This is a genomic window from Sorangium sp. So ce321 (assembly GCF_051530195.1).
Taxonomy (GTDB): domain Bacteria; phylum Myxococcota_A; class Polyangia; order Polyangiales; family Polyangiaceae; genus Sorangium.
The window spans coordinates 6,599,019-6,624,460 of the sequence record NZ_CP150329.1 but is presented as its reverse complement, the minus strand read 5'-3'; the positions used below and the strand labels follow the sequence as shown (position 1 = coordinate 6,624,460).

Annotated in this window: 19 protein-coding genes; 12 read left to right on the top strand and 7 right to left on the bottom strand. The window is 72.5% G+C overall.

The genetic code is table 11. The annotated features are described in order from the left end of the window. Positions 1–4: 4 nt before the first annotated feature. Positions 5–1,873, bottom strand: a complete 1,869-nt coding sequence (locus WME89_RS24470; protein ID WP_438011501.1) for an aconitase family protein — start codon at positions 1,871–1,873, stop codon at positions 5–7. Positions 1,874–2,447: 574 nt separating this feature from the next. Between WME89_RS24470 and WME89_RS24465 the strand changes: the two genes are divergently transcribed. From WME89_RS24465 to WME89_RS24445, 5 genes are all read left to right on the top strand, one after another. Next, on the top strand, positions 2,448–2,795 hold the full coding sequence (locus WME89_RS24465) for a roadblock/LC7 domain-containing protein (RefSeq protein ID WP_437627645.1): 348 nt from the start codon (positions 2,448–2,450) through the stop codon (positions 2,793–2,795). Continuing rightward, complete coding sequence (locus tag WME89_RS24460) at positions 2,792–3,259, top strand: type II 3-dehydroquinate dehydratase (RefSeq protein ID WP_437628053.1); 468 nt, start codon at positions 2,792–2,794, stop codon at positions 3,257–3,259. The genes WME89_RS24465 and WME89_RS24460 overlap by 4 nt, the downstream gene beginning before the upstream one ends. 39 nt (positions 3,260–3,298) lie before the next feature. Further along, positions 3,299–3,826 (top strand): acetyl-CoA carboxylase biotin carboxyl carrier protein, encoded by a 528-nt coding sequence (gene accB / locus WME89_RS24455; protein WP_437663775.1) that lies wholly within the window; start codon positions 3,299–3,301, stop codon positions 3,824–3,826. Between the two features lie 21 nt (positions 3,827–3,847). Beyond that, complete coding sequence (gene accC / locus WME89_RS24450) at positions 3,848–5,194, top strand: acetyl-CoA carboxylase biotin carboxylase subunit (protein WP_437663777.1); 1,347 nt, start codon at positions 3,848–3,850, stop codon at positions 5,192–5,194. Positions 5,195–5,540: 346 nt separating this feature from the next. Next, positions 5,541–9,389 (top strand): FAD-dependent oxidoreductase, encoded by a 3,849-nt coding sequence (locus tag WME89_RS24445; protein WP_438011500.1) that lies wholly within the window; start codon positions 5,541–5,543, stop codon positions 9,387–9,389. Positions 9,390–9,529: 140 nt separating this feature from the next. Here WME89_RS24445 and yhbY read toward each other — a convergent pair whose 3' ends face one another. Beyond that, positions 9,530–9,832, bottom strand: a complete 303-nt coding sequence (yhbY, locus tag WME89_RS24440) for a ribosome assembly RNA-binding protein YhbY (protein ID WP_438011499.1) — start codon at positions 9,830–9,832, stop codon at positions 9,530–9,532. 372 nt (positions 9,833–10,204) lie between these two features. On the opposite strand from yhbY, the gene WME89_RS24435 reads away from it, so the two are divergent. The 3 genes from WME89_RS24435 (at position 10,205) to meaB (ending at position 12,499) form a co-directional block, all read left to right on the top strand. Then, complete coding sequence (locus tag WME89_RS24435) at positions 10,205–10,999, top strand: arginyltransferase (protein ID WP_438011498.1); 795 nt, start codon at positions 10,205–10,207, stop codon at positions 10,997–10,999. A 110-nt stretch (positions 11,000–11,109) separates the two neighbouring features. After that, on the top strand, positions 11,110–11,346 hold the full coding sequence (locus WME89_RS24430) for a hypothetical protein (protein ID WP_438011497.1): 237 nt from the start codon (positions 11,110–11,112) through the stop codon (positions 11,344–11,346). 61 nt (positions 11,347–11,407) lie between these two features. Continuing rightward, complete coding sequence (gene meaB / locus WME89_RS24425; protein WP_438011496.1) at positions 11,408–12,499, top strand: methylmalonyl Co-A mutase-associated GTPase MeaB; 1,092 nt, start codon at positions 11,408–11,410, stop codon at positions 12,497–12,499. A 144-nt stretch (positions 12,500–12,643) separates the two neighbouring features. On the opposite strand, the gene WME89_RS24420 is transcribed toward meaB, so the two are convergent. The 3 genes from WME89_RS24420 to WME89_RS24410 form a co-directional block, all read right to left on the bottom strand. Next, positions 12,644–12,937 carry a hypothetical protein gene (locus WME89_RS24420; protein WP_438011495.1) on the bottom strand — a complete coding sequence of 98 codons (294 nt, stop codon included), beginning with the start codon at positions 12,935–12,937 and terminating at the stop codon, positions 12,644–12,646. 142 nt (positions 12,938–13,079) lie between these two features. Then, a complete protein-coding gene (gene nth, locus WME89_RS24415; RefSeq protein WP_438011494.1) occupies positions 13,080–14,063 on the bottom strand; it encodes an endonuclease III in 984 nt (327 codons plus the stop codon). A gap of 121 nt (positions 14,064–14,184) precedes the next feature. Continuing rightward, positions 14,185–15,423 (bottom strand): Fic family protein, encoded by a 1,239-nt coding sequence (locus WME89_RS24410; RefSeq protein WP_438011493.1) that lies wholly within the window; start codon positions 15,421–15,423, stop codon positions 14,185–14,187. Between WME89_RS24410 and WME89_RS24405 the strand changes: the two genes are divergently transcribed. Then, the gene (locus tag WME89_RS24405; RefSeq protein ID WP_438011492.1) at positions 15,416–16,327 is read left to right on the top strand and encodes a hypothetical protein; all 912 of its coding nucleotides are present in this window, start codon (positions 15,416–15,418) and stop codon (positions 16,325–16,327) included. The genes WME89_RS24410 and WME89_RS24405 overlap by 8 nt on opposite strands. A 157-nt stretch (positions 16,328–16,484) precedes the next feature. Here the strand turns inward: WME89_RS24405 and WME89_RS24400 are convergent, their stop codons facing one another. Beyond that, the gene (locus tag WME89_RS24400; protein ID WP_438011491.1) at positions 16,485–21,782 is read right to left on the bottom strand and encodes a protein kinase domain-containing protein; all 5,298 of its coding nucleotides are present in this window, start codon (positions 21,780–21,782) and stop codon (positions 16,485–16,487) included. 75 nt (positions 21,783–21,857) lie between these two features. On the opposite strand from WME89_RS24400, the gene WME89_RS24395 reads away from it, so the two are divergent. The 3 genes from WME89_RS24395 to WME89_RS24385 all read left to right on the top strand — a co-directional run bounded on the left by WME89_RS24395 (position 21,858) and on the right by WME89_RS24385 (position 24,438). Further along, positions 21,858–22,067: a hypothetical protein gene (locus tag WME89_RS24395; RefSeq protein WP_438011490.1), complete on the top strand. Its 210-nt coding sequence runs from the start codon at positions 21,858–21,860 to the stop codon at positions 22,065–22,067. A 37-nt stretch (positions 22,068–22,104) separates the two neighbouring features. Further along, the gene (locus WME89_RS24390; protein ID WP_438011489.1) at positions 22,105–22,404 is read left to right on the top strand and encodes an FtsB family cell division protein; all 300 of its coding nucleotides are present in this window, start codon (positions 22,105–22,107) and stop codon (positions 22,402–22,404) included. Between the two features lie 399 nt (positions 22,405–22,803). Beyond that, positions 22,804–24,438, top strand: coding sequence for a hypothetical protein (locus WME89_RS24385; protein WP_438011488.1), 1,635 nt, complete (start codon positions 22,804–22,806; stop codon positions 24,436–24,438). Here WME89_RS24385 and WME89_RS24380 read toward each other — a convergent pair. Beyond that, on the bottom strand, positions 24,410–24,910 hold the full coding sequence (locus WME89_RS24380) for a hypothetical protein (protein ID WP_438011487.1): 501 nt from the start codon (positions 24,908–24,910) through the stop codon (positions 24,410–24,412). The genes WME89_RS24385 and WME89_RS24380 overlap by 29 nt on opposite strands. Positions 24,911–25,442 lie beyond the last annotated feature (532 nt).

Here is a 25,442-nt window from a genome sequence, read left to right as displayed (position 1 = left end):
CCCGCTACCGCGCTGGTTTGGCCGCGCTGGGCGGCTGCCGCAAGGTGCCCGCGTGGGTCCAGCTCCGCTCCATGCCCGTCGCGAGCCAGGCCACCTCGACGCGCTCGCTCCCGAAGACCGCCGCGACGCGATCGCCCCACTGCGCGGGGGCTGGCAGCTCCACGCTCTTCTGATCCTTGATGCTGCCGAGCGCCTCCGCGCCGACGAGGAACGTCGCGATCCCCTCGCTCGCGAACGCCGACACCGCGGTGCTCGGGACGAAGGGCGCGACGACCGCGCGCACCGCCGAGAGATCGGTCGCGCGCTCCGCGACCGCCCGCACCTCGTCGAGCGTCGACAGCACGAGCGCCACGCCGCCGGCCGGCGCCGCCTGCGCCTTGTCGTCCGCCACGGCGGGGGCCGCCTCGAGCGTGGCGGGGGCCTTGCGCCCGTGTGCCCCGACCGCCGCGCGCCCGTTGAGCTTCGGCACGCCGGCGAGCACGTCGAGCGTCAGCGGCCCCTTCCAGGGCACCGCCGACGGCGCCGTCGGCGGCCTCTTCGTGCTCACCTGCTCGCCCTTCTTGTCGCGGAGGATCAGCACGTCGTCGGTCGGCAGCGCCCGCGGCACGGTCACGCGCACCGGCCGCTTGAACGACCGCGGATCGCCGACCGCGCCCGTCGCCACGGCGTAGGCGAGCGTCTCGGCCGAGGCCACGACGAACGACGGCGTCCCCGCGATGCGAGGCTCCGGATCCGCCGTGCGCAGCGACAGCCCGCCGGGCGGCGGCGGGTAGATCTCCGACGTCACGACGCGCCGGTCCGGCTCGATGATGCGCGCGCCCGTGGCGACGAGATCGACCAGCGCGCCCGACTGCGCGAGCACCTCGAGCACCTGCCGCGACGGCGGCGCGACGAGCAGGTCGAGCCGCGAGGGGACGCGCTTCGACTTGAGCAGCAGCGCCGCCGCGAGCATGTCGCGCAACGTCACGCCGGAGTCGCCCCCGAGGACGACCTGCGCCACCGGCTTGCCCGCGAGATCGCGGACCGGCCGCACGACGCCGTCCTCGTCCATGAGCAGAGGATCGACCGTGCCGAGGTCGATCGACACGACCTCCTCGCACGGCGCGCCCGGGTCTGGCACGAGCGCGCGGTGGGCCTTCGACCGGCGTTGGTCGCGGAGGAAGACCTCGGTCTTCTCGTCGCTCACGAAGAGCGCCGCCGCCGCGCCCACCTGCGGCGCGATGCCGCAGAGCACCGCGCGGTCGCCCACCGAGAGGAGCCGCGCGCTCGGCCCGGCGAACTCGAGGATCACCGGCGCGTGGTGCTCGCCCTCGATGCGCCGCACGACCTCGTCGAGGTTCCTGCGGAGCAGCTCGAGCGCGACGTCGCGCGCGCAAACGAAGGGGCGCACCCGGCCCGAGAGGTGGATCTGCACGCTCCGCGGCGGCCGGAGCCAGGCCGAGCCCGTGGCGAGCGCCTGCCCGAGCTGGCTCGGCGAGACGACGAGCGACAGCATGCCGATGCCGCCGACTGTCGCGAGGCGCGGGTCGTCGGTGAGGGCGAGCCGCGCCGGCGCCGCGAAGCGCTCGAGGTGCACCGGCGCGGGGAAGCCGATGCCCGGCCGCGCGATCGGGATGTTGTAGGTCGGGAACTCGGGCGACACCGAGTGCGGGCTCCCCTCGTCGATGTCCGCGAGCGAGCTCGCGTCGGCCACGCAGGTGCCGTCGTAGGCGACGGCGACTTCGACCGGCGTCTTCTTCATGCCCGTCGCGATGGCTTCGGCCAGCGCGCGCGACGGCGCCCTGGAGAGGATTACCTGGTCGACCTTGACCTGGACGAGATCACCGCGCAGCTGAGGATCCGCCGCCCGCCCGGCGAGGATCTTCTGGGGCATCGTGCGGGGGGGATCCCCGGCTCGCGCACGCATAGATGTTGGGCCGTCCTTATTCTTCTTGATGAGCTGGAGGGTACGGCGCACGCCGCTCCCGACCACGTTTCACGTCGTCCCGCCGGCGAGACGCGCCGGCGGGTTCGCCCCGGGCGTCGCCGTAGGCGAAAGAACGGCCGCACGTTAGCCGCTCGCCGGGACAAGGGTCAAGGCGTGCTTTGGAGCGGGCCCCCAGGGGCGGGAATCGCCCGGCTGGGACCAGGATGCAAGAGGCAAAGCGCCCTCGCGGTTCGACCCCGCTCAGCGTTTCCCTCGTTTCCCACGTTCCCCGGGTCCCTCGCGTCGCTCGCGCTCTCCGCGCCGCCGGGCTGCCGGCGCTCGGTCTTCATGCCCGCTCGTTCCGGCTTCCGGTGTCCAGCGCCGCCGCTGCTGCCTGGCGCGCCGCCGCTGCTGCCTGGCTGCCGGCGCGGCTGGCGGCCGGGGGCGCCGGCCGCGCCGACGGGGCGCGGGATGTCGGGGCAGGTTCGTTTGTTTTCCCGATCGTGCCGCGCTTGGGTAGTCTCGGCGCATGTTCCAGGCCGTGCTGAAGGAAGTCGTAGAGAACACCGAGGGCGGCATCGCGACCCTTCTCATGGATTTCGAGGGGATCGCGGTCGACAGCTACTCCAAGCCGGGCGCCGCGTTCGACATCACCACCATCGGCGCCGAGTTCAGCGTCGTGCTCAAGTCGATCCAGCGCGCCGCCGAGATGCTCGACGCGGGCAACGCCGCCGAGATCGCCATCCAGGCGGAGAAGGTCACGACGCTGATCCGCGTCGTGAACAACTCGTACTTCGTGGCCTTCTCGATGACGCCCGACGCGAACATCGGCAAGGCGCGGTACCTCCTGCGCACCAGGGTGCCGGTGCTGCTGAAGGAGCTCGCCTGAGCGGCTTCAGGATCTCCGTCATCTCCGGGCCGAACCTCGATCGTCTGGGCAAGCGCGAGCCAGCGATCTACGGCACGGCCACGCTGGATGACATCCACCGCGCCGTCGAGGAGGCCGCTCAGGCCCACGGCGCCTCGGTGTCGTGCATGCAGTCGAACTGCGAGGGCGAGCTCGTGACCGCGATCAGCCACGCCGGCGATCGCGGCTTCCACGGCATCCTCCTCAACGCCGGTGCATACACGCACACGTCGATCGCGCTGTACGACGCGATCCGCGCGGGCGCGCTCCCTACCGTCGAGGTGCACATTTCCAACCCAGACGGCCGCGAGCCATTCCGCCGCCGCTCCCGCATCGCGCCGGCCTGCATGGCGCGGGTGGCGGGCTTCGGTCCGAGCTCGTACGTGCTCGGGTTGCTCGGGCTGCTGGGACACCTGGAGAAGCTGCGGCCCGACGAAAGAGGTTGAACATGGGCCGTCACTCTGGTTGAAAGGCGGCAAACATCGATGGCCGAACGTCCTTCCATGAACATCAACCTCAAGCAGTTGCGGGCGCTGGTGCGCCTCCTAGAGAAGCGCAACGTGAGCGACTTCGAGTTCGAGGACGAACACGTTCGCATTCGTCTCACGCGCGGGGGCTTCGTGCCGCAGGGCGGGGCGCAGCAGCTCGCGCCCGCTGCTTTCCACTTCCAGAGCGCGCCGGTCGCGCCGCCCCCGCAGGCCCAGGCGCCCGCGCCGGCGGCGGCGCCCGTCGCGGCGCTGGCGGCGGCGCCTGCCGCGGCGAGCGACGAGGGCATCAGCTACGTCACCTCTCCGTTCGTCGGCACGTTCTACCGGTCGCCGTCTCCCGACGCGCCGCCCTTCGTCGACGTCGGCAGCGCGATCCGCGTGGGCCAGGCGCTCTGCATCATCGAGGCGATGAAGCTGATGAACGAGATCGAGGCGGACTCCCCCGGCACGATCGTCGAGATCCTCGTCGACAACGGCAAGCCGGTCGAGTTCGGCCAGCGTCTCTTCAAGGTGCGGAGCAGCTAGCGCTGCCCGGGCGAGGGTGCCGTGTTCCAGAAGATCCTGATCGCCAATCGCGGCGAGATCGCGATGCGTGTCATCCGCGCTTGCCGCCTGCTCGGCATCCGCACTGTCGCGATCCACTCCGAGGCGGACGCCGCGGCGCTGCACGTCCGGTTCGCCGACGAGGCCGTGTGCGTCGGCCCGGCCGACGCGTCGAAGAGCTACCTCAACATCCCGCAGATCATCGCGGCCGCCGAGGTCACCGGCGCCGACGCGCTCCACCCGGGCTACGGGTTCCTCTCCGAGAACGCGAAGTTCGCCGAGCTCTGCAAGAAGTGCCGCCTCACCTTCATCGGGCCGACCGCCGAGGCGATGCGGACCTGGGGCGACAAGGTGTCCGCGCGCGCGGTCGCCAAGCGCTTCGGCATCCCCATGCTCAGCGGCACCGGCGTGCTGAAGAGCGCCGCGGACGCGGCCGAGCAGGCCGAGCGCGTCGGCTACCCGGTGATCCTGAAGGCCTCCGGCGGCGGCGGCGGCAGGGGCATGCGCATCGTCCGCCACGCCGGCGAGGTGCAGCGCTCGTTCGAGATCGCGACGCAGGAGGCCCTGAGCGGCTTCAAGAACCCGGACGTCTACCTCGAGCGCTACGTCGAGGCGCCGCGCCACATCGAGTTCCAGGTGCTCGCCGATCAGCACGGGGGCGTGTGGACGCTCGGCGAGCGCGAGTGCTCGCTCCAGCGCCGCCACCAGAAGGTGATGGAGGAGTCGCCCAGCCCGGCGATGGACAACGAGAAGCGCGCCCGGATGGGCGACATCATCCGGGCCGCGATCCTCGAGACCGGCTACACGGGCCTCGGCACGCTCGAGTTCCTCATGGATGAGCGCGGCGAGCTCTACTTCATGGAGATGAACACCCGCGTCCAGGTCGAGCACCCGGTCACCGAGATGGTGACCGGCGTCGATCTGGTCGCGCAGCAGATCCTCGCCGCCGCCGGCGAGCGCCTCTCGCTGCCCGACACGCGCCCGTGGAGCTTCCGGGGCCACGCCATCGAGTGCCGGATCAACGCCGAGGATCCGCGCTCGTTCGTGCCGTGGCCGGGGCTCATCACCGAGTACCACTCGCCGGGCGGCGTCGGGATCCGCGTCGACTCCGGCGTGTACGGCGGCTTCCGGGTGCCGAGCTCCTACGACTCGCTGGTCGCCAAGGTGATCGCGCACGGCGCGAACCGGGCCGAGGCGATCGCGCGGCTCCGGTGCGCGCTCGACGAGTTCATCATCGGCGGCATCCGCACGAACATCCCGCTGCACCAGGCGCTCCTGCGGGATCCAGAGGTCATCGCGGGCAACATCTCCACGCACACGATCGAGCGCGTGGTCTCCCAGGGGTTCTGACCGCGACGCACCGTCGCCCGCCCGTCGCCCGGGCTGGCGCTCTGCGTCGCGCGCGCTCTGTTTGCGAACGGTTGCGAACGGTCGCGAACGGTTGCGAACGGCCGTGACGGCGCCCCTTCCGCTCCTGGCTCCCTCTCCCCGCGAGCGAGCGGCGATCGCGCCGCGCCGACGCTCGCCGCCCTGCGCCGGAGTTGCGTGCTCGCCCTCGCGCGGCCCGCAGACCCCGTCGCGAGGTCGATGAATGTTGCCCGGGAGACATGTCGGAGGTACTGCCCGGTGCTACTTTACGCCGCTCTCTGAGATCGGGTGCTCAAACCCCTTGAAATAGAAAGCATTTGCCGCGGGTATGGAAGCGAACGCTGGAGTGCAGGCTGACTTCTCTTCGTGGGTTCAGGCGACCTCCGATGTTTCCGAGCTCGAGCTCGGAATCCCTGGTTTCGGTTACGCCGACCTCTTCGACCCGGCGAAGCTCGCCGAGCTGACGGAGCGCTTCGAGGACTACTTCCGCGCGGCGGACGAGGGCGCGTACGCGCGCTTCGACGCGTACCGGGCCTTCTTGCGGTCCGAGCAGCCGGTTGCCTCCGGGTCTCCGGGCGCCGGGGTCGGCGACGCGGGCCGGCCCGCGCTCACCGCGGAGCAGGTCTCCGAGGCGCTCCTCGCGGCGGCGCCGTACGTCGGCCGCTTCGTGGCCACGCTCTTCCGCGTCGAGCGGGACACCCAGGCGCAGATCGACGCGACCCTCGAGCGGAGCGTCCTCTGGGACTTCAAGCGCGAGTTCTCGAAGAAGCGGCTGTTCAAGCAGAACCCGGGGAAGTCGTGGCAGGGCACGCACGTCGAGGCGGCGCACGCCGCGCGGCGGTCGCTCGCGGCCATGGGCGCGCCGGCGAGCGTGCTCGACAGCGGCTCCGCCGCCGAGGAGCTCGCGATCGCGCGCGCGACGCTCCCGCTGATCGAGGTCGACGAGATCGCGCGCAAGGCCGCCAAGGCCGGCGGCGTGAAGTGGACGGACGAGCTCCGCGGCCGGTCGGCGAAGGTGCGCGCCGCGCTGCGGGAGGACCCGTCGCTCGCGGAGCGCGTGGCGCATGCGGTCGCGGTCGCGGGCGAGGAGCCCACGGACGCCGAGGACGCCGCGGTGGTGGCGTTCGCGCTCGACGCTGTCGAGGCCTGGCTCGCCGCGCGCCGCGCGGACCACCACGACCCGGCGCGGCGCTGGCCGACGCTGAAGGCGCCGCGCACGCTCGACTACCAGGAGCTCGTGCAGCTGCACCGGAAGAGCGCGAACGGCAGCGGCGGCTCGGCCGAGCTCCTCGTCGGCCCGGAGAACCACCGGCGGGATCGCGACGGCTTCGCGCTGACCGACCGGCGCGCCGGGCCCCGCGAGGTCGAGAGCCAGGTCGACTACTGCCTGCTCTGCCACGATCGCGACAAGGACTCGTGCTCCAAGGGCCTGCGTGACAACAAGACCGGGGCGATCAAGTCGAACCCGCTCGGGGTCGAGCTCCACGGCTGCCCGCTCGACGAGAAGATCAGCGAGATGCACACGATGCGGGGGCGGGGCGAGTCGATCGCCGCGCTCGCGCTCGTCTGCATCGACAACCCGATGTGCCCCGGCACCGGGCACCGGATCTGCAACGACTGCATGAAGGCCTGCGTCTTCCAGAAGCAGGATCCGGTGGACATCCCGCAGATCGAGACCGCGGCGCTCACCGACGTGCTGTCGCTGCCGTGGGGCCTCGAGATCTACGGGCTCCTCACGCGGTGGAACCCGCTCGACGCGCTGAGGCCGCACGCGCTCCCGTACAACGGGAAGAACGTGCTCGTCGTCGGCCTCGGCCCGGCGGGCTACACGCTGGCGCACCACCTCACGCGGCAGGGCTTCGCGTGCGCGGCGATCGACGGGCTGAAGATCGAGCCGCTGCCGGTCGAGCTCACGGGCGACGAGACGCGCCCGCCGCGGCCGGTCAGGGACTTCAAGCGCCTCTACACCGAGCTCGACGAGCGCGTGCTCCTCGGCTTCGGCGGGGTGAGCGAGTACGGGATCACGGTGCGGTGGGACAAGAACTTCCTCACCGTCCTCTACGTCACGCTCGCGCGGCAGCGCCTGCTCCGGATCTACGGCGGCGTGCGGTTCGGCGGGACGGTCGATCTCGACGACGCCTTCCGGCTCGGGTTCCACCACGTCGCGATCGCGGCGGGCGCGGGGCGCCCGACGATCATCCCGCTCAAGAACAACCTCGCGCGCGGCATCCGCAAGGCGTCGGACTTCCTGATGGCGCTCCAGCTGGCCGGCGCCTACAAGCGCTCGGCGCTCGCGAACCTGCAGGTGCGCCTGCCGGCGGTGGTGATCGGCGGCGGCCTCACGGCGATCGACACGGCGACGGAGCTCGCGGCCTACTACGTCGTGCAGGCCGAGAAGACGGCCGACCGGCTCGACGCGCTGAGCGCCGAGCGCGGCGAGGCCGCCGTCCTCGCGATGTTCGACGAGGAGGAGCGGGAGTTCTTGGCCGAGCAGCGGCGCCACGCCGAGGCGATCCGCGACGAGCGCGCGCGCGCCGCGCGCGAGGGGCGGCCGCCGCGGTTCCAGGGGCTCGTCGACGCGTGGGGCGGCGTGTCGCTCGTCTACCGCAAGCGGCTCATCGACTCGCCGGCTTACCGGCTGAACCACGAGGAGGTCGCCGCGTCGCTCGAGGAGGGGATCCGCTACGTCGAGAACCTCGCGCCGATCGAGGCGGTGCTCGACGAGCGCGGGTGCGTCTCGTCGCTCGTCTTCGATCGCCAGGCGGTCGTGGACGGCAAGTGGCGGAGCACGGGGGAGATGGTGTCGATCCCCGCCCGCACCGTGTGCGTCGCGGCGGGGACGAGCCCCAACGTCACGTACGAGAAGGAGCGCCCGGGCTCGTTCGCGTTCGACAAGTGGCGGCAGTTCTTCCAGCCGCACCGCGCCTACGTCGGCGACGACGGCAAGCTCAAGGTCGAGCCGGCCCCGGCGCGGGAGGGCTTCTTCACGAGCTACAACGACGGCGAGCACGCGGTGAGCTTCTACGGCGACAACCACCCGCACTACGCGGGGAGCGTCGTGAAGGCGATGGCGAGCGCGAAGGACGCGTACCCGTCGGTCGTCGCGCTGTTCCAGCGCGACATCGCGCGGCTCGGCGAGGAGCCGCAGGCGGCCCGCGACGCGCGGCGGCGCGACCTGTTCGCCCGCCTCGATCACGACTTCGTCGCGGTGGTCGAGCGCGTCGAGCGGCTGACGCCGACGATCGTCGAGGTGGTCGTGCGCGCGCCCGCGGCGGCGCGGAAGTTCGAGCCGGGGCAGTTCTACCGGCTGCAGAACTACGAGGTGCGGTCGCCGGTGATCCGCGGGACGCGGCTCGCGATGGAGGGGCTCGCGCTCACGGGCGCGTGGGTCGACAAGGAGAAGGGGCTGCTCTCGCTGATCGCGCTCGAGATGGGCGCCTCTTCCCGGCTGCTCGCGGCGCTGCGCCCGGGCGAGGAGGTCGTCGTGATGGGCCCGACCGGGACGCCGACGGACATCCCCGAGGGGGAGACCGTGCTGCTCGCCGGCGGCGGGCTCGGCAACGCCGTGCTGTTCTCGATCGCGAAGGCGCTCAAGGCGCGCGGCGCCCGGGTCATCTACTTCGCCGGCTACCGGCGGGGCGAGGACCTCTTCAAGCAGGACGAGATCGAGGTGGCGACCGATCAGGTCATCTGGTGCACGGACGGCGGCGCGGAGGTCCCCCCGCGGCGCCCCATGGACCGCCATTTCCGCGGCAACATCGTCCAGGCGATGCGGGCCTACGCCGAGCGCCAGCTCGGCGGCGAGCTGGCGAGCCTCTCGGAGGTGCGTCGCATCATCGCCATCGGCTCGGACAAGATGATGAACGCCGTGCGGGAGGCGCGGCACGGGGTGCTGGCGCCGCACCTCGACCCGAAGCACGTGGGCATCGCGAGCATCAACTCGCCGATGCAGTGCATGATGAAGGAGGTCTGCGCGCAGTGCCTCCAGCGGCACGTGGATCCGGAGACGGGCAAGGAGACGCTGGTCTTCTCGTGCTTCAACCAGGACCAGCTCATCGACCACGTCGACTTCAAGAACCTCGCCGCGCGGCTCCGGGCGAACACGGTGCAGGAGAAGCTGTCGAACGCCTGGCTCGATCACCTGCTCTCCGCGCGTCCGGAGCTGCGGCACGTGTGACGGCGGCGCTCGCGGCGCGTCGGGTCACCACCGCGCCGGTGACCCGACGCGCCGAGGGCGCGCGGCTGCTTTGTCCAGCCGCGCCGCCGCCCTGACGCGCGGCCGCGCCGCCGCCATGGTGCGTGGCCGCGAGCCCGCGCTCAGCTGCCGGTCGGCAGCTTGATCTTCGGCTCCTTGGGGTGGCGTCGGTACAGCAGGATCGTCCGGCCGAGGGTCTGGGCGACCTCGGCGCGGAGCCGCCCCGAGAGGGCATCGGCGACGTCGCCCAGCTCATCGGGGCATTCGGTGCCGAGTCGCACCTTCACGAGCTCGTGCCGCTCCACGGCGGCCTCGACGGCCGCGACGACGCCGTCGGTAAGGCCCGCCTTGCCGAGCTGCACGACCGGGTCGAGGTGATGCCCCAGCGCCCGGAGGTGGCGGCGCTGTTTTCCTGTGAGATCCAAAGCGTTCGGCCTTTCTCGAGGCGCCCGCGCTGAGCGGGCCCTTCACCGGGCCGCCTCGCGGGCGCGCGCTGGGTCATACCGGCCCCCGGGCCAAGGGAAAAGGGCGCTCCGCGCCGGTTCCGCGCGCGGGCCGCCCGGACCGGGGTATCCGTGGTCACCGCGAGCGACAGGAGCGACACGAGCGGAAGGAGTGAATGGGTGTAGATGAAGGTAGATGTGAGACAGATTTTCGATGCAGGGCGCGAGCGAGCGGGGCGTCGCCGGGGCCCCGAGCGGCTCAGGGTTTTGCTTGACGTGGCCGCGCAACAGGCATCCCCTGGATCTAGCGGCCGGCGTTTCGATAGAGTTTCGAGCGCTCGGATCGGCGGTGACATGGGCTCATCGAGCGAGCGAGAGGCGGTACCAGCGCAGGACGTGGAGCGCCCTCGGCTCGACGAGGTGGCGGACCCGATCGAGCTCACGGTCCACGACGAGGTGAGCCCCTGCCCGTACCTCCCCGAGGCCGAGGCGCGGATGCCGCTCCGGGTGCCCATCCGGCCGCTCACGCGCGCGGAGTTCGACCGGAGGCTGGTCGCTGGCAACCGTCGTCACGGCAAGCTGCTCTACCGCACCCAGTGCCCTTCGTGCCGCGCGTGCGAGCCGATCCGGATCCTCGTGCGCGACTTCGTCCCTGGCCGCACGCAGCGCCGGGTGCTCCGCCGGGGTGAGCAGGTCGTCGACGTCGAGATCGGCGCGCCCGTGACCACGCGAGAGAAGGTCGCCCTGTACAACCTGCACAAGCACGGCAGGGGGCTGATGCGCGACGACGGCCCCCTCGGCGCGGCGGGCTACGAGGCGTTCCTCGTGGACAGCTGCTGCGAGACGTTCGAGATGCGCTACCGAGTCGGCGGGCGCCTCGTCGGGGTCGCCGTCGTGGATCGGGGGCTGGAGTCGCTGTCGGCGGTCTACTCCTTCTATGATCCCGCGCTCGAGCCGCTGAGCCCTGGCGTCTTCTCGATCCTGAAGCAGCTCGAGCTGTGCCGCTCCTGGGGTCTGCGGTACCTCTACCTCGGGCTCTACGTCGAGAAGTGCTCGCGGCTGGTCTACAAGGCGCAGTACCTGCCGCATGAGCGGCTCATCGACGGCCGCTGGCAGCGCTTCGACCGTCCCGCGCCCGCGGCGCCGTGAAGAAGGCGCATCGCCGGGCCGGTCGGCGCTTCGACGGTCCCGCGCCCGCGGCGCCGTTGAAGAAGGCGCGCCGCTGGATTTCGCGAGCGACCCGCTTCAAGAACGTGCCCATGTGGAACCGCGCCCTGTCGCTCACCTCCTGCGTTGTGCTCTCGGCCCTGCTCGCCGTCGCGTGTGGCCAGACGAAGCCGATCTTTGACCGCGGCGGCGGCGGCGCCGGGGGCGCCGGCTCGTCGGCGGGCGGCGACGGCGGAGCTGGCGGCGACGGCGGCGGCGGAGCGGGCGGCGACGGCGGTGAGCCGTCCGGCGGTGGCGGCACGGCCGGCGGCGGCGGCACGGCAGGGTAGGGGGCGCGGGATCGACAGCGGCCCGGTTGTGTCCTCGCATCGCCGGGCCTAGACCGCTCGTGTGCACCCGCTCGCAGAGAAGGTCCTCGCCCGCGACATGCGCGCGACGGCGCGGGCCTGCCGGCTCGTCGATGACCGCGTCGGCGACCATGCCGCGATCCTGAAGGATCTCTTCCCCCACACCGGCCGCGCCTGGGTCCTCGGCGTGACGGGCAACCCCGGGGCGGGCAAGAGCACGCTCACCGACCGGCTGATCGGCGTGTTCAGGAAGCAGGGGCGCCGGGTCGCCGTGGTGGCGGTGGACCCGACGAGCCCGTTCACCGGCGGCGCCATCCTCGGCGATCGCATCCGCATGCAGGCGCATTTCGGCGATCCCGACGTGTTCATCCGGTCGCTGGCGACCCGGGGCGCGCTCGGCGGGCTGTCGCGTTCGGCGGCCGACATCGCGCGGGTGCTCGACGCGTGGGGCGCTGACGTCGTGCTGGTCGAGACCGTCGGGGTCGGGCAGGACGAGCTCGAGATCACGCGCATGGCGCACACCACCCTGGTCGTCGCGGCGCCCGGGATGGGCGACGAGGTGCAGGCGATCAAGGCGGGCATCCTGGAGTGCGCCGACGTCTTCGCCGTGAACAAGGCCGACCGGGACGGGGCCGACGCGGCGGTGCGCGATCTGGAGCTCATGATCGCGCTCGGCGGCGAGGTGGCGCAGGCCTCCGGGCGGGCGCGCGGGCACAGCGCGTCGGCGCTCCACGCCCGCGCGGCGGGCGCGGCGGGCGCGGCGGGCGCGGTGGATCCGAGCGGCGGGCCGCCCGAGGGGCCGTGGGTGCCCGCGATCGCGCGGACCGTGGCGACGCGCAACGAGGGCGTCGCGGCGCTCGTGGACAGGCTGGAGGGGCACCGGGCCTGGCTGTTCGGCACCGAGGCCGGCGCGGCGCGCCGGGAAGAGCGCCTGCGCGAGGCGATGCACGTGCAGCTCCGCGACGCGCTCACCGACGCCGCTGTCGCCGCGCTCGGGCCCGCGCTCGAGGCGGCGGTGCGCGCCGTCGCGCGGCGCGAGGTCGACCCCTACACGGCCTCGGAGCGGCTCGTCGAGGCGTTCCGCACCGGCGCCGCCGCTCTGGGCGGCGTCGTCACGCCGGGCGACGTGGCCTGAACGCCGCCGCGCCTGCCCCCTGTCGGACGAGCCGCTGCGCGGCCCGCCAGCGGGCTCACCCGGCATCGCCAGGCAGACTGCAGGGGGCCTCTCTGGCCCTCCCTGGGATCGGGACCCCTCGCGGCGGCGTCCGCCGGAACGAGCCTAGTCGAGGCACCGATCGAGTGTCTCTCTCTCGTTCTTGCAGGAGCTCTCCCATTTGTAGTCGTGGCAAACCCCGGTGTCGTCCTCGCACGCGAGGAGCTCGTCGTACCTGTCGAGACATCCGCGGTGGTCTGCGTCTTCGTACCTGTGATCGTAGCGATCAAGGCACTCGTCGTACTCGCGGTCGCTGCACCCCTCGCAGTCGCACTTGTAGTCGCAGAGATCGCCCTCCAGGCGGCCGCACGCGGCGGTGAACAGGCTGGTGAGGGCGACGAACAGGTGCAAAGCCTTCATCGTTCCAGTCTACCCCGCGCCCTTGGCGCCAGCGCAACAAACAGCTCGCGGCAGCGCGCCGAGCGGCGGTGAGCCGCGCTGGCCTGCCGTGCGTCTCTCCGTCAGCGCGCTCGACAGCTGGCCTGCGCAGCGTGCGTGACGCTCACGGCTGCGCGTCGCGGCGGCGAGGGGGGCGCGGCGGCTTCCGACCCACGTTCTCTGCGCGGAACGCGCTCGGGCACGCGTCGCTGATCCCGCATCCGCCGCACGCCGGCTTCCTCGCGAAGCAGATCCGGCGGCCGTGGAAGACCAGCGTGTGGGACAGCATATCCCAGTCACGTTGCGGCAAGAGCGCCCCGAGATCGCGCTCGATCTGCTCTGGCTTGTCGCTCCTCGTCCATCCGAGCCGCTGCGAGAGGCGCTGCACGTGGGTATCGACGACGACGCCCTCCGGCGCTCCGAAGGCCACGCCGAGGACGACATTCGCTGTCTTGCGCCCCACGCCAGGCAGCCTGACGAGCTCGGCCAGCGTCCTCGGCACCTCGCCGCCGTGCCGCTCGATGAGGCCTCGCGCGAGCCCCACGATGTTCCGAGCCTTCTGGTTGAACATGCCCATCCCGAGCCGGCGGAGGAGCGCGCTGATCTCGGTGGGATCGGCGCCGGCGAGCGCGCGGGCGTCGGGATAGGCGCCGAACAGGTGTGGCGTCACCTTGTTGACCAGCACGTCCGTCGTCTGGGCGCTCAGCACCGTGGCGACGAGCAGCTCGAAGGCCGATCTGTGATCGAGCTCGCAGTGGGCATCCGGGTGCAGCGCACGCAGCCGCGCGAACGTGGCCTGAGGCGGCGCGCCCGACCGCGCCGACGCCGGCCGAGCCGCCGTGTCGACGGTTTTCCTCGGCGGTAGAGCCGCCGCGCCGGCGGCGCCCGGCCGCGCTCGCGCCGGCCGAGCCGCCGTGTCGACGGCTTTCCTCGCCGGCCGAGCCGCCGTGTCGACGGCTTTCCTCGCCGGCCGAGCCGCCGCGCCGGGCGCGCCCGCCTTCCCTGTCTTTCGGCCCGCGGCGATGGTCGCGCCCGCTTTGTTGGGCCTGGTCGCGCGCAGCCCTGCGACGGGCTCGCCCCCGGGAGCGACCTTGCTCGGCCGCTTCACGGGGGCAGCTGCGCTCTCGTCCTGATTCCGGGCTGCGTTGCGCCGAGCGGCGGCCCCGGGCGGGCGGCGCGCGCTCCGTCCGGCTGGAGCCGCGCCCTGCGCGAGGCCGCGCTGAGGTATCTCAGCTGACGAAGGCGCGTTTCCGCGTCTCATGCTCATCGAGGAGCTTCTCGACGCTCGCGAGGGCGTTCTCCACCGACTCCTGCACCATCTGCAGCACCGTCGTCGCCGAGCCCTTCAGCGCCTCGTAGTAGCGCTGCCGCTCGGTCGAGTGGATGATCGACGGCGGCAGGCCGGTGCGGAGCAGCAGCATGTTCATGAACAGCCGCGCGACCTTCCCGCTGTCGTTGGGGAACGGATAGACCCGGAGCAGATCGTAGTGCGCGCGCGCCGCGATCCGGATGCCGTTCCGCGTCTTCCGCGTCTCGGGGTCGCTCAGCCAGTCGATGATCTGCCGCACCTTGTAGGCGATCTTGTCCGGCGGAGCGTACTCGTGGAAATAGAGCCGGTGCTGGGGGATGTCCTTGCGGTATTTTACCGTCTTGATGTCCCCCTCCTCCGGATGGAGGATCAGGTACAGCTTCTTCACGCAGTCGAGCGTGACCGGTGCCCGCTTGTTCGCGCCCTGCTCGCGCACATACACGATGGCCTCCTTGTGACGCCGGATATCGTCGTAGGTTGGCTGAAGGCTGGAGTCCGTCACCAGCGGAGCCGGGCCGTTGAGCGCCGCGCGCAGCTCGTCGAACGTGTAGACCACGCCCTCGAGCGCGCTGTCGTGGTAAATCCAGGACATATCGAGGCTGTCGATGTAGCGCCGCCGGAAGTCCTCCGTCTGCGCGTTCAGTCGCTGCTCGATGATCGCGCTGCGCTCCTCGATGGTGGCCCGCCGCGGGGGCGGCAGCATCGGCAAAGGCAGCGTGACGACCCGCGGCGGCTCCCGGAGCGGGACGCGGCCCGGACGGCGCTCGATCAACGCCCCCGCGCCCTTTCCCTTCGCCCCAGCCGGCCGCGAGCCCTTCTTCTCGACGGCGGGCCTGTCGCTCGCGCGCTGCGGCCTGTCGCTCGCGCGCTGCGGCCTGTCGCTCGCGCGCTGCGGCTTGTCGCTGATCCGGCGCGGGCGCTCCGCCTCGACCGGCTCGGCTTGCTCCCCGACGTCCCTGAGCTTCAGCTTCTCCTTGAGCTTGAGCTTCGGCTCCTTGAGCTTCGGCTCCTTGAGCGTCGGCTCCTTGAGCTTGAGCTTCGGCTCCTTGAGCGTCGGCTCCTTGAGCTTGAGCTTCGGCTCCTTGAGCTTCGGCGCGTCCTCGGCCCTCAGCTTCTTCTTCCGGAGCTTCGTCGGCTCGGCGGCCGGCGCCGTGAGCACCCGCTCGGAGCGCGCGGCGACCTTCCTCCTGAGCAGCCTCGGCTTCGCGGCCTTGACCCGCGCGAGCCTCGGCTTCGCGGCCTTGACCCGCGCGAGCCTCGGCTTCGCGGCCTTGACCCGCGCGAGCCTCGGCTTCGTCGCCTTGACCCGCGCGACCCTCTTCTTCTTCTTCGCGGCCCTTGTGCTCCGCGCCCGCCCGGCCGCGGCCCTCGGCTTCGCCGCCCTCTTCTTCGCGGCCCGGGCCCTCGTCACCCTCGGCTTCGCCGCCTTCGCCCTCGCGGCCCTCGCCCGCGTCGCCTTGGCCTTCGCCGCCCTCGCCTTGACCTTCGTCGCCCTCGCCTTCGCCCTGGCCTTGGTGGTCCTGAGCTTGGCGGCGGCGCGCGTCGATCTGGTCTTCGTTCTGGCTGCAGCCTTCCTCGCCTTGGACGCGCCGGCGCGCTTGGCGGCGGCGCGCGTCACCTTTTTCACCTTCGCGGCCGCTGATTTCTTCCGGGCGCTCGTACGCGTCGCCCGCGCTGGGGTGCGTGCGGCCTTGCGCCGCGCCGGGGCCGCCGACTTGCGGGTGGTCGCCCGTTTTGTCGTGGTTTTCCGGCGCTTTGCCGCCTTCACGGCCGAGGTGCGTCGCGCAGCAGGACGAGAGGCAGCGGCCTTCCGCTTCGGCTTGCGCGCGGTCGATCGGGCGGCAGGTTTCGCCTTCCTCGTCCGCGCTGTCGCGGCGGCTCGTCTCGAGCTCGCCGCGCTGGCCTTGGTCGCTCTCTTCCGGTCTTTTTTCGAAGTTTTTCGGGTCTTCTTTGCCGCCATGGGCGTGCTTTCACACAATCGCTCAGGCTGCCCGCTGCCACGCTGCGGCGAGCTAACATACGATCCAAAAGGCCTAATGCCGGCCCGCAGCCTAGCAATTTGACGATTTATCCGTCAACCAGTCCGGTGCGGAAGTCAGCAGAGAGTGATCTCCGTCCCCTGGATCCTCGTCGATCCAGCTAGCAGGCTGCGCCGGGGCGAGCCCTCGGTGGCCCCGCCCTGAGGGGAGCGGGCGCCCTCCGGGGGCGAGCCCCCGGCGCTCAGCTGTCGATGTTGATCCCGAGCCGCTGCCGGACGGCGAAGTACTCCTCGCTGACCGCGTAGAGCATGAGCTCCTTGAGCCGCTCCTTCTGGGGCACGGCGGCGCCCGCCTCGTCGGCCGCCTTGATCATCTCCTGCGCCAGCTCGAGGTCGTTCGCGAGGAGGAACCCGGCGCGGTCGGCCGTCAGGTCGATTCCGGACACCCAGCGCTTCAGATCGATGGCGCCCGCCTGGAGGAGCTTGGTGACGATGCTGGCCAGCTGATCGCGCGCCGGCCCGACGATGGTCGGCTCGAGGATCGCCAGGTTGTCCTTCACCGGCCCCTCGAGCTCCTTCGTGATCGGGAAGGTGGGCGAGATCAGCTTGATCGCCGCGAACAGCCAGGCGCGCAGGCCGGTGCCCGTGGGCACGAGGTGGCGGAGGTACATGCCGGGCCGGTAGTAGGTGAGGTGGCGGGCGGCGATGAACGAGGCGGCCTGGGTCGGCAGGTCCATCTGGAGCGCCGCGGCGCCGAGCACGATCGCCGGCACGTGCGCGTGGAGGAACGAGACGCCGCCGCCGTCGTTCGGGTTCTGGAACGTGAGCGGCGCCTCCAGGCCGAGGACGCCCGCGGCGTAATAGAGCGTCTGCGACATCGGGTAGGGGTGGCGCGAGAGGTCGATCTGGTAGGCGAGCTGGTAGCCGAGCTCCTCCAGGGGCTGCCCGTTCTTCCGCAGCACGGCCGGCTCGATCACGCCGAAGATTGCGGTCAGGAGCGGATCCGCGTCGGGGTGGATGAGCGCGGCCGCCCACGTCTCCTCGTCGAGCGGCTGCTGCGCGGCCGCGGCCGTGTCCGGGCGCATGCGGCGGAAGAAGCGCTCCTCGTCCGGCTCGGCGCCGCTCAGGCAGCAGAGCGCCTGGCACAGGCAGAAGGCGGCGTCGGCCCGCTTCGTCTCGGTGTACAGCTTCCGCAGCAGCCGGTACGCGTCCGGCCGGTAGGGGTTGCGCCGCAGGATCGGGATCTGCGCGGCCACCGCCTTGTCCAGGTACTGCGCCGGGTTGCTCGCGTACAGGTTCGCCAGGAGCTCGTTCCGCTCGTCGTTGTCCGGATCGAGCGTCTGCGCCGCCTCGTACGCGTCGATCGCGTCGCTCATCCAGTCGAGCTTGTCCTTGTAGAGGGCGCCCAGCCGGTCGAACGTCTCGAGCATCTTCGCCGTGTCGTTCTCCTCGGTCGCGCGGTCGAGCTCGACCTTGAGCAGGCGCTCCACCTCCTCGTGGTCGCCCTTCTCGCCGCGGACCTCGATCGCCTCGGCGAGCGCCCGGGTGAGGGACGGATCGAGCTCGAGCACCTCGTCGTAGAACCGCGCCGCCCGGTCGAGGTCGCCGAGCTGCCGCGCGCTCACGATCGCCGCGGTGTGCATGTACTTCGCCTTCTGGCGCCGATCGTCGATCTTGGCGGCGAGCTTGAGGACGATGTCGATGAGCTTCGACCAGTCCTTCTCCTCGCTGTAGAGCTGCATCAGCTTGGTGAGGATCTTCCGGTCGTCCGGGCGCTCGTCGAGCGCGGCCACGTAGCTCTTCGCGGCGCGCGTTCGGTCGTTGAGGTGCGTCGCGAGCAGGTCGCCGATCTCGAGCAGGAGCGCGCTCCGCTCCTCGCCGACCACCACGTCGAGCCGCCGGTTCTTGAGGCGCACGACCTCCTCCCACTCCCCCTTGGCCTCGAACACCCGGGAGAGCAGGGCGAGCGGGGCAGGGGACTCCGGGAGGAGATCGGCGGCGTCGTTCAGTGGGGCGATCGCGCCGTCGGCGTCGCCGGCCGCGAGCCTCGCCTCGCCGAGCCGGAGCAGCGCGTCGGCCCGCTCCCGCTCCGGCAGCTGGGCGCCGAAGCGCTCCACCAGGCCCTCGTAGAGCGCCGCGGCCTCCCTGGCCAGGCCCGCGTCGAGGTTGACCTTCGCGGCGCGCGAGATCGCCGCCGGGTCGTCCGGCGCGAGCGTGAGCAGCGCCTGCACGGTGCCGATCGCCTTGCCGCTCGAGCCGCTCTTGCTGAGCGCGTCGACGTAGCGGAGGAGCAGCTTGAGCCCCTGCTCCTTCGGCAGGGCGTCGACCCGGTTCGCCAGCGACTCGTAGTGCCGCGCCGCCTCGAGGAAGCGGCCCGCCTCGAACGCGAGGTCGCCCGAGATCATGTGCCCCTGCATGCTGGTCGGGTCGAGGTCGACCGCCCTCGTGGCCGCCTCCGCGGCGCGCGCGTCGTCCTTCAGGCGCTCCCGCAAGAGGAGGGCCATCTCGCCGTACAGCCGGGCCTTGGCGAGGTTGCCCTCCGCGCCCTCGGCCTCGCGCGCGATGAGCTCGACGGCGCTCGTCGCGTCGCCCCGCGCGAGGTAGGCCGCGCGCAGCGCCGAGGTCGCGCCCGCGTTGTGCGGCTGCGCGTCGAGGGCCATCTTGTAGCGCTCGATCGCCCCGTCCCGGTCCCCCTTCTCCTCGAGCATCTTCGCCGCGCGGATCCAGAGATCGGCCCTGCTCTCCGCGGTCTTGGCCGTCGCCGCGAGCGACTCGATCGCGCTGAGCGCCGCCGCCGCGTCGCCGGTCGCGGCGCGCACGTGCGCCAGCGACTCGAGCGCCCCGGCGTGGTGCGGGTCGATCGCGAGCACGCGCTCGTAGGCCTTGCGGGCGCGCTCGGGCGAGCCGACCTGCTCGAGCAGCACGCGGCCCATCGCGAGCAGGATCTCCTCCCGCCGCTTGTCGTCGGGCACGATGCCGAGGTGCCGCTCGTAGAGGGCCACCACGTCCTCCCACCGCTCGAGGGCGCGGTAGTGCCGCCCGAGCGCGGCCAGCGAGCCCTCGTGCGCGCCGTCGATCCTGAGGATCGCCTCGAGGGCCTCGGCCGCCTTCGCGTGGTCGAGGAACTCCTCGTCGTAGATGCCGGCGATCCGCTCGTGGAGGTTGATCTTCTGCCGCGGCGTCGCGCTGACGTCGATCTGCCGCTCCAGGTTCTGGAGGAGCTCCTTGTAGCGCCCGTTGCGGCTGTAGATGCGATCGAGCCCGCGCAGCGCGGTCAGGCTGGTCGGGTCGAGCTCCAGCGCGGCCTCGTAGCGGCGCGTCGCCTCGCCCAGGTCGCCGAGCCGGTCCTCGTAGAGCTCGGCAAGCTTGCACACCGTGTCGACGCGCTCCTCGCCCCGCAGCGCCTCGGCGCGCCTCTCGAGGATCTTCGCGTAGCCCGCGTGGTCCTCGATGCGCCGGTAGATCCTGAGCAGCGCGTCGCACGTCCTCGTGTGCCCGGGGTCCTCGGCGAAGATCTGCTCGTACAGGTCGCGCGCGCGGCTCGCGTCGTTCAGCTTCGTCTCGAGCAGCTCGGCGGCCGCGGCGCGGAGATCGCGCGCCTCGCCGGGCGTCGCGGCGCGGTCGGCCCGCGAGAGCAGCACCTGGACGAGCTCCTGCCACTGCTGGGCGCGGCGGTAGACCTGCGCGAGCCCCTCCAGCGCCTTCTCGTTCGCCGGGTCGAGCCCGAGCACGAACTGGAAGCAGGGGATCCCGAGGTCCGCCCGCGCGATCTTCTCCGCGTACCAGGGCCCGAGCCGGTTGAAGAGCGCGATCTTCGGCTCGGCGGCCATCGCCTCGTCGGTGCTCGCCTGGCTCAGGATCTGGAGCGCCTCGGCCCAGGTCTTCATGTCGCTGCCGGCCGCGCGCTCCAGGTCGACGGCGTACGCGTCCTGCTCCGGATCCTGCGCGAGCGCCTGAGCGAAGGCGAACACCCCCTGGTCCTTGTCGTCGAGCTCCCGCACGTAGAGGTGCCCGATCTCGCTCAGGGCCCGGGCGCGCTCGCCCGCGCTCTCGGCCTTCTCGCTCCGCTGGAGGAGCATCTCCACGCGCTCCTCGTGCTTGCCGAGCGTCTTGCGGAGCTCCTCGAGCGCGCTGAAGGCGATGTCGTCGCCCGGGTCGCGCTCGAGCAGGCCCACGTAGATGGCCTCCGCCTTATCGTGGAGCTTCCCCTTCTCGTAGATGCGTGCCGCCCGGAAGTGCAGCAGCTTCTTCGCCGCGGCCGCCTCGGCGCCACCCTCGCCCTCGGCGGCGCTCCCGTCGAGCTGCTCGGCCGCCATCACGAGCGCCTCGGCGACGCGCCCCGGATCGGCACCCTGGTCGACGGTCGCCTCGACGGCGAGCGCGAGGTCGGCGTCGGTCGGGCTCGCCACCAGCCGGTCGATGAGGTCGTTCAGCTGCGCCTCGCCGATCGTCGCCCCCTTCTGCTGCGGCTTGCCGAGCGGCTCGATCGCCTCGAGCACCGCGCGCGCCCCCTTCGGCCGCGCGTCCGGCGCCTTCGCGAGCAGGCGCCCCGACAGCTCGTCGATGTCCTTGCCGACCCACCCGCGGGGCGAGGCCGCGCTCGGCGAGGGCGGCGCCTCGGTGAGGTGCGCGATCGCGACGTCGATCGCGGCCGCGCCAGAGAACACGGGCTTGCCCGTGAGGACCTCGAAGAGCAGCGCGCCGAAGGCGTAGAGATCGCTGGCCGGGCCGGCGACCTCGCCGCGCAGCTGCTCGGGGCTCGCGGTCCGGACGAGCTCCGGGCTCGACCACCCGGCGCCGAGCCGGTCGCCGCCCACGTCGATGAGCACGGGGAGCGGCTGCCCGTCCTCGTCGCGGGCGACGAGGACGTTCTCCAGCTTGAGCGCCCCGTGGACGAGGCGCTGCTCGTGGAGCGCCGCGAGCCCGCTCAGGATCCCGCGGAGCAGCGGCCTGGCCTCGTTGACGTGGAGCGGCCCCGAGCGCGCGAGCCGCGCCGAGAGCGGCAGCCCGTCCACGTGCGTGTACGCCACGAACGCCCGCCCGCCCACGAGCCCCGCCTCGACGTCGCTGGCCAGGTTCTCGTGGCGCACCTGCGCGGCCAGGCGGACATGGGTGAGGAACCTGCGCACCGCCCTGCTGTCCCGCGTCACGTCGCGTCGGAGCACCTTGAGCGTCCTCGGCTCGGTGCCCCGGGTCGCCGCGTAGACGAGGCCCCGCGGCCCCTCGGCGATTTTTCTCGTGATGACGAAGTCGCCGAACGCCTCGCCGGCCGCGAGCTCCTCGGGCAGGGCGAGCCCCTGGGCGCCGAGGGCGCGGACGCGGGCGTCGACCTCCGCGCGTGAGGCGATGACGGCGTCGATCAACGCCTCGATGGCGTCGACCTCGACGCAGTGGTCCGTGAGCGCGCGCGCGAAGGAGGCCTTGGAGGCGCCGCCGCCGATCTCGACCGGGTTGAAGCCGAGGAGGTCGGACGACAGGGCCATCATTTCATCAAGCGAGAAGAGGCGCTCGAGCTCGCCTCGGACGATATCAATGGACATGGGTCTCCTCGGGCCGAGCCCTCGTGCCGGCGTGCGCGCGGCGCTGCGGACCTGCCGGACGGCGGGGCGTGCGTCATGCTAGCGAAGCTTGCGGCGTCACGCGACCTCCGACGCTCGTCCGGCCTTGCCGGCGCGCGCCAGGCGATCGTGCTCGCGGGCGCGCGGCACGCCGGAGCGCTCGTCGAGGCCGCAGTCCGCGCGGCGCTGCGCGGGCGGGCCGCGCTCACGCCGTATGCCCCCAGCCGCGACCCGGTGGAAGTTAACGGGGAGTTGCAGGAAGGTTGAAGGAAAGTTGACAGGATTGCCGGCAATGTGCGAGCGGATGTCTGTGCGTCGCATAGCGCAGTTCCTGGAGCGGACGCTCCCCATCGCGGTGCTGATCGTCGCGGCCGTGGGCGCCCCGATCATGATCTTCTCGCCTCAGGGGCTGCCGCGCCTGCGTGAGCTCGAGAGAGAGCTCGCCGACGTCGAGGAGGAGAACGCCGAGCTCGGGCGGCAGATCGAGGCGCTCCGCGGCAAGGTGGCGCGCCTCCGCGACGACCCGACCGCCGTGGAGCGGATCGCGCGCGACAACCTGGGTCTCGTGAGGCAGAGCGAGGTGGTGTTTCAGTTCTCTCGCTGAGGACTCGAGGCTTCCGGAGCTGTCCCAGGCCTGTTGTCATACCGGACACCGGGGCTCCGGCGCGGGGAGCCCGGCGTGAACACGTGAGCTCGCCCGGCGCGCGCCCCCGCGCCGTCAGCCCGCAGGGGCGCCCCCGCCGCGGCGCGCCGAGGCACGCGGCGCGCGGCGCTCGCCCTGCGCCGCGCGCTCCGCGAGGGCCATTGCGCCGGCGGCCGGGCCGCCCGGCGCCCCCGGCGAGGTGCGGTCTGCTCTTCCACGGCGCCGTGCTCTCCTTGTTACAGTTACAGAGAGACAGGGAGATCCTGCCGAGAGCGGTCCTCGCTGGGTGACCGGCGCGCGTCGTGGCCGCGCGGTCGCGCGCCGCACGCTGGCAGCGTCCTTTCTGGTATCGTGCAGCGAGTGTCGCTAGACCTGGGCCGCCTCCTCATCTCCGCCGGCGCCGTCTCGAAGGCTGAGGTCGAAGCCGCCCTCTTCGTGGCGGTGCTGCGGGGCATCTCGTTCCCTCGCGCCCTCATCGATCGCGCCGCCATCACCGAGCGCGCCCTGGAAGCGGAGCTCGAGCGCCGCGGTGGCCTCGCGCTGCGGCAGGTCGTCGGCGCCCGCGAGCTCGTCGCGCGCCTGCCGCGCGCCATGTGCCGTCGGCTCGGCGCCGTCCCGATCCGCGTCGATCCCGGCGCTGGCACCGTCGACGTCGCGGCCGCCGATCCGCTCGATCGCCACCTCCACGACGAGTTCAGCTTCCACCTCGGCGCGCCGGTGCGCATCTTCCGGGCGCCGATCACGGCGATCGAGGAGGCCATCCGCGCCCTGGAGCTCGACGAGCGGGAGCAGGTCCCGGTCCGCCTGCGCCGGGCGACGCCCGCATTTCCCCACGGCGCGCCGCAGTCGACCATCCCGCCGCCGCCGTCGTACGAGGTGCCGATCCCGCTCATCCGGCGCGCCTCGGTGCCCTCCTTCGACGAGCCGGGCCTGGTCGAGTCGCCGGGCGGCAGCGCGGGGCGCCGCGCTCCGGCGCAGAACGGCCACGCCCTGCTGGTCGACGCGCCTCCGCCGCAGGAGGAGCCGATCCTGCCGCTCCGGCATGCCAAGGCGGCGCGCGACGCGCGCGCCTCGTCCTCGATCGCCCGGCGCTCGCTGGACGCCGAGCGCGGCGCCGGCGCGGGCTCCGCCCGCTCGGCGACCCTGAAGGCGCCGGCGGTCGAGCCGCCCGCGGTCTCGTTCCCGCCGCCTCCGCCGGTGGAGATCTCGCCGCCTTTCAAGCTGCTCGCCTCGATCATGCCCCAGAGCTCGCCTGGCCTCGACAGCGGCCCGGAAAGCGGCGGACGTGAGCCGGCCCCCTCGACGCGTCGCCTCGGCCGGCTGCCCCTCGACGCGCCGTCCGGCCCCGCGTCGGGGCGCCGGGGCCCTGCCGACGCCGAGTTCCCCTCGTCGCGCCGCGGCGGCGAGGGCCGTCCGCCGAGCGCCGTGCCGCCGTCGAGCAGGCGCTCGGGGCGGCTCCCGGCGCTGCCCCCCCCGCCCGAGCCGGAGCTCTCCGACGCCCTCGACGACGACCCGCCGCCGCAGCCCTTCGTCGATCTGAGCGACGTCATCGACGCGCTGTACCTCGCGCGCACGCGCGACGACGTCGTCCGGCTCGCGCTGCGGGGGCTGCGCCTGTTCGCGCGGCGCGTCGCGATCTTCGCCGCGCACCGGGGGGTCTTCCGTGGCTTCGCCTGCAACGCGGAGTTCGGCGACCAGGAAGCGCTGCGGAAGCTCACCCTTCCGATGGACCAGCCCAGCGTGCTCGCCACGGCCGTGGCGACGCACCTCTACGTCGGGCCGATCCCCGGCACGCCCACCCACGCGCCGCTGCTCGACGTCATGGTCAACCCGAGCCTCGACGTCGCCGCCGTAGCGGTCCAGGTCGTCGGGCGGCCCGCGATGATCCTGGTCGCCGACCGGATCATCGACTCCTCGAGCGGATCGCGCCGGATGGTCGAGCTCGCGCGTGCAGTCGGCGAGGCGTTCAGCCGGATCCTGTCCGCGCGCGGGTGAGCCGCCGGCGCTCGCGGCGCCCCGGAGCGTGGATCGGCCCGCCGGCGTCGCCGCTCTGCTCCTTCGCGGTGCCATCGCTCTGCTCCTTCGCGGTGCCATCGCTCTGCTCCTTCGTGACGTCCTCGCTCTGCTCCTTCGCGGTGCCATCGCTCTGCTCCTTCGTGACGTCCTCGCTCTGCTCCTTCGCGGTGCCATCGCTCTGCTCCTTCGTGACGTCCTCGCTCTGCTCCTTCGCGGTGCCATCGCTCTGCTCCTTCGTGACGTCCTCGCTCTGCTCCTTCGCGGTGCCATCGCTCTGCTCCTTCGCGGTGCCATCGCTCGCCGCGCACGAGGTGCTGGCGTGGAGCACGACCGCGAACAGCGACCACCGGATGTGCGACGCCGGCGCGACGCGGCGTGGCAGATCGCGCGCGCGGACGGCATCGCCAGCGCCCGCGGCGCGACGCCCGCGGCGCAGCGGCTGCGCGCCCATGCCGTGCGCGTGACGGCGCAGGCGCTCGCCGCTTCGAGCACGAGGTGAAGCGCGGGGCCATCGCGGGGCAGGGCGCGCTCGTGTCCGGCGCGCCGCCCGCGCCGTCGCACGCGCGCCGATCCTGGCCCGGAGGTAGTCCGAGCGCACGCAAGCGCGTGTCGAGCGCGGCGCGCGAACGCACCGAGAAGCCCGAGGCGCTCGCGCGCACGGCACCGCGACGTGCGTCGCGGCGAGCCCGCTGCGCCCTCTCTCGACGCCGTGACGGCGGGCGCGACGTCGCCGCGATCTGCCACGCGCTGCGCGCGTCCAGCACCGGGAAGCGACCACCATCTGACCGCAGGTCATCTCTTCGGCAGCGCCTTCGCAGCGCCCCTGCGCGGCGCATCGCGGTTGCAACTGCTGCGCGATCGCGCCGGCTACAGGCGCGCGCTGCGCGTTGCTCTCGCGGCTGACCCGGCGCTCGCGAACCACGTCCGTGCGCACCGCGCGCGCTGCGACGCCGCGCCGCGCGCTGCGCTGCCGGCGTTGCATG

Coding starts and splice junctions, on each gene's coding strand:
- WME89_RS24470 (WP_438011501.1), bottom strand. CDS start 1,873: ATGCCCCAGAAGATCCTCGCCGGGCGGGCGGCGGATCCTCAGCTGCGC.
- accB (WP_437663775.1), top strand. CDS start 3,299: ATGGCCGAACGTCCTTCCATGAACATCAACCTCAAGCAGTTGCGGGCG.
- WME89_RS24445 (WP_438011500.1), top strand. CDS start 5,541: ATGGAAGCGAACGCTGGAGTGCAGGCTGACTTCTCTTCGTGGGTTCAG.
- WME89_RS24435 (WP_438011498.1), top strand. CDS start 10,205: ATGGGCTCATCGAGCGAGCGAGAGGCGGTACCAGCGCAGGACGTGGAG.
- WME89_RS24430 (WP_438011497.1), top strand. CDS start 11,110: ATGTGGAACCGCGCCCTGTCGCTCACCTCCTGCGTTGTGCTCTCGGCC.
- WME89_RS24420 (WP_438011495.1), bottom strand. CDS start 12,937: ATGAAGGCTTTGCACCTGTTCGTCGCCCTCACCAGCCTGTTCACCGCC.
- WME89_RS24400 (WP_438011491.1), bottom strand. CDS start 21,782: ATGTCCATTGATATCGTCCGAGGCGAGCTCGAGCGCCTCTTCTCGCTT.
- WME89_RS24395 (WP_438011490.1), top strand. CDS start 21,858: ATGCTAGCGAAGCTTGCGGCGTCACGCGACCTCCGACGCTCGTCCGGC.
- WME89_RS24390 (WP_438011489.1), top strand. CDS start 22,105: ATGTCTGTGCGTCGCATAGCGCAGTTCCTGGAGCGGACGCTCCCCATC.
- WME89_RS24380 (WP_438011487.1), bottom strand. CDS start 24,910: ATGGGCGCGCAGCCGCTGCGCCGCGGGCGTCGCGCCGCGGGCGCTGGC.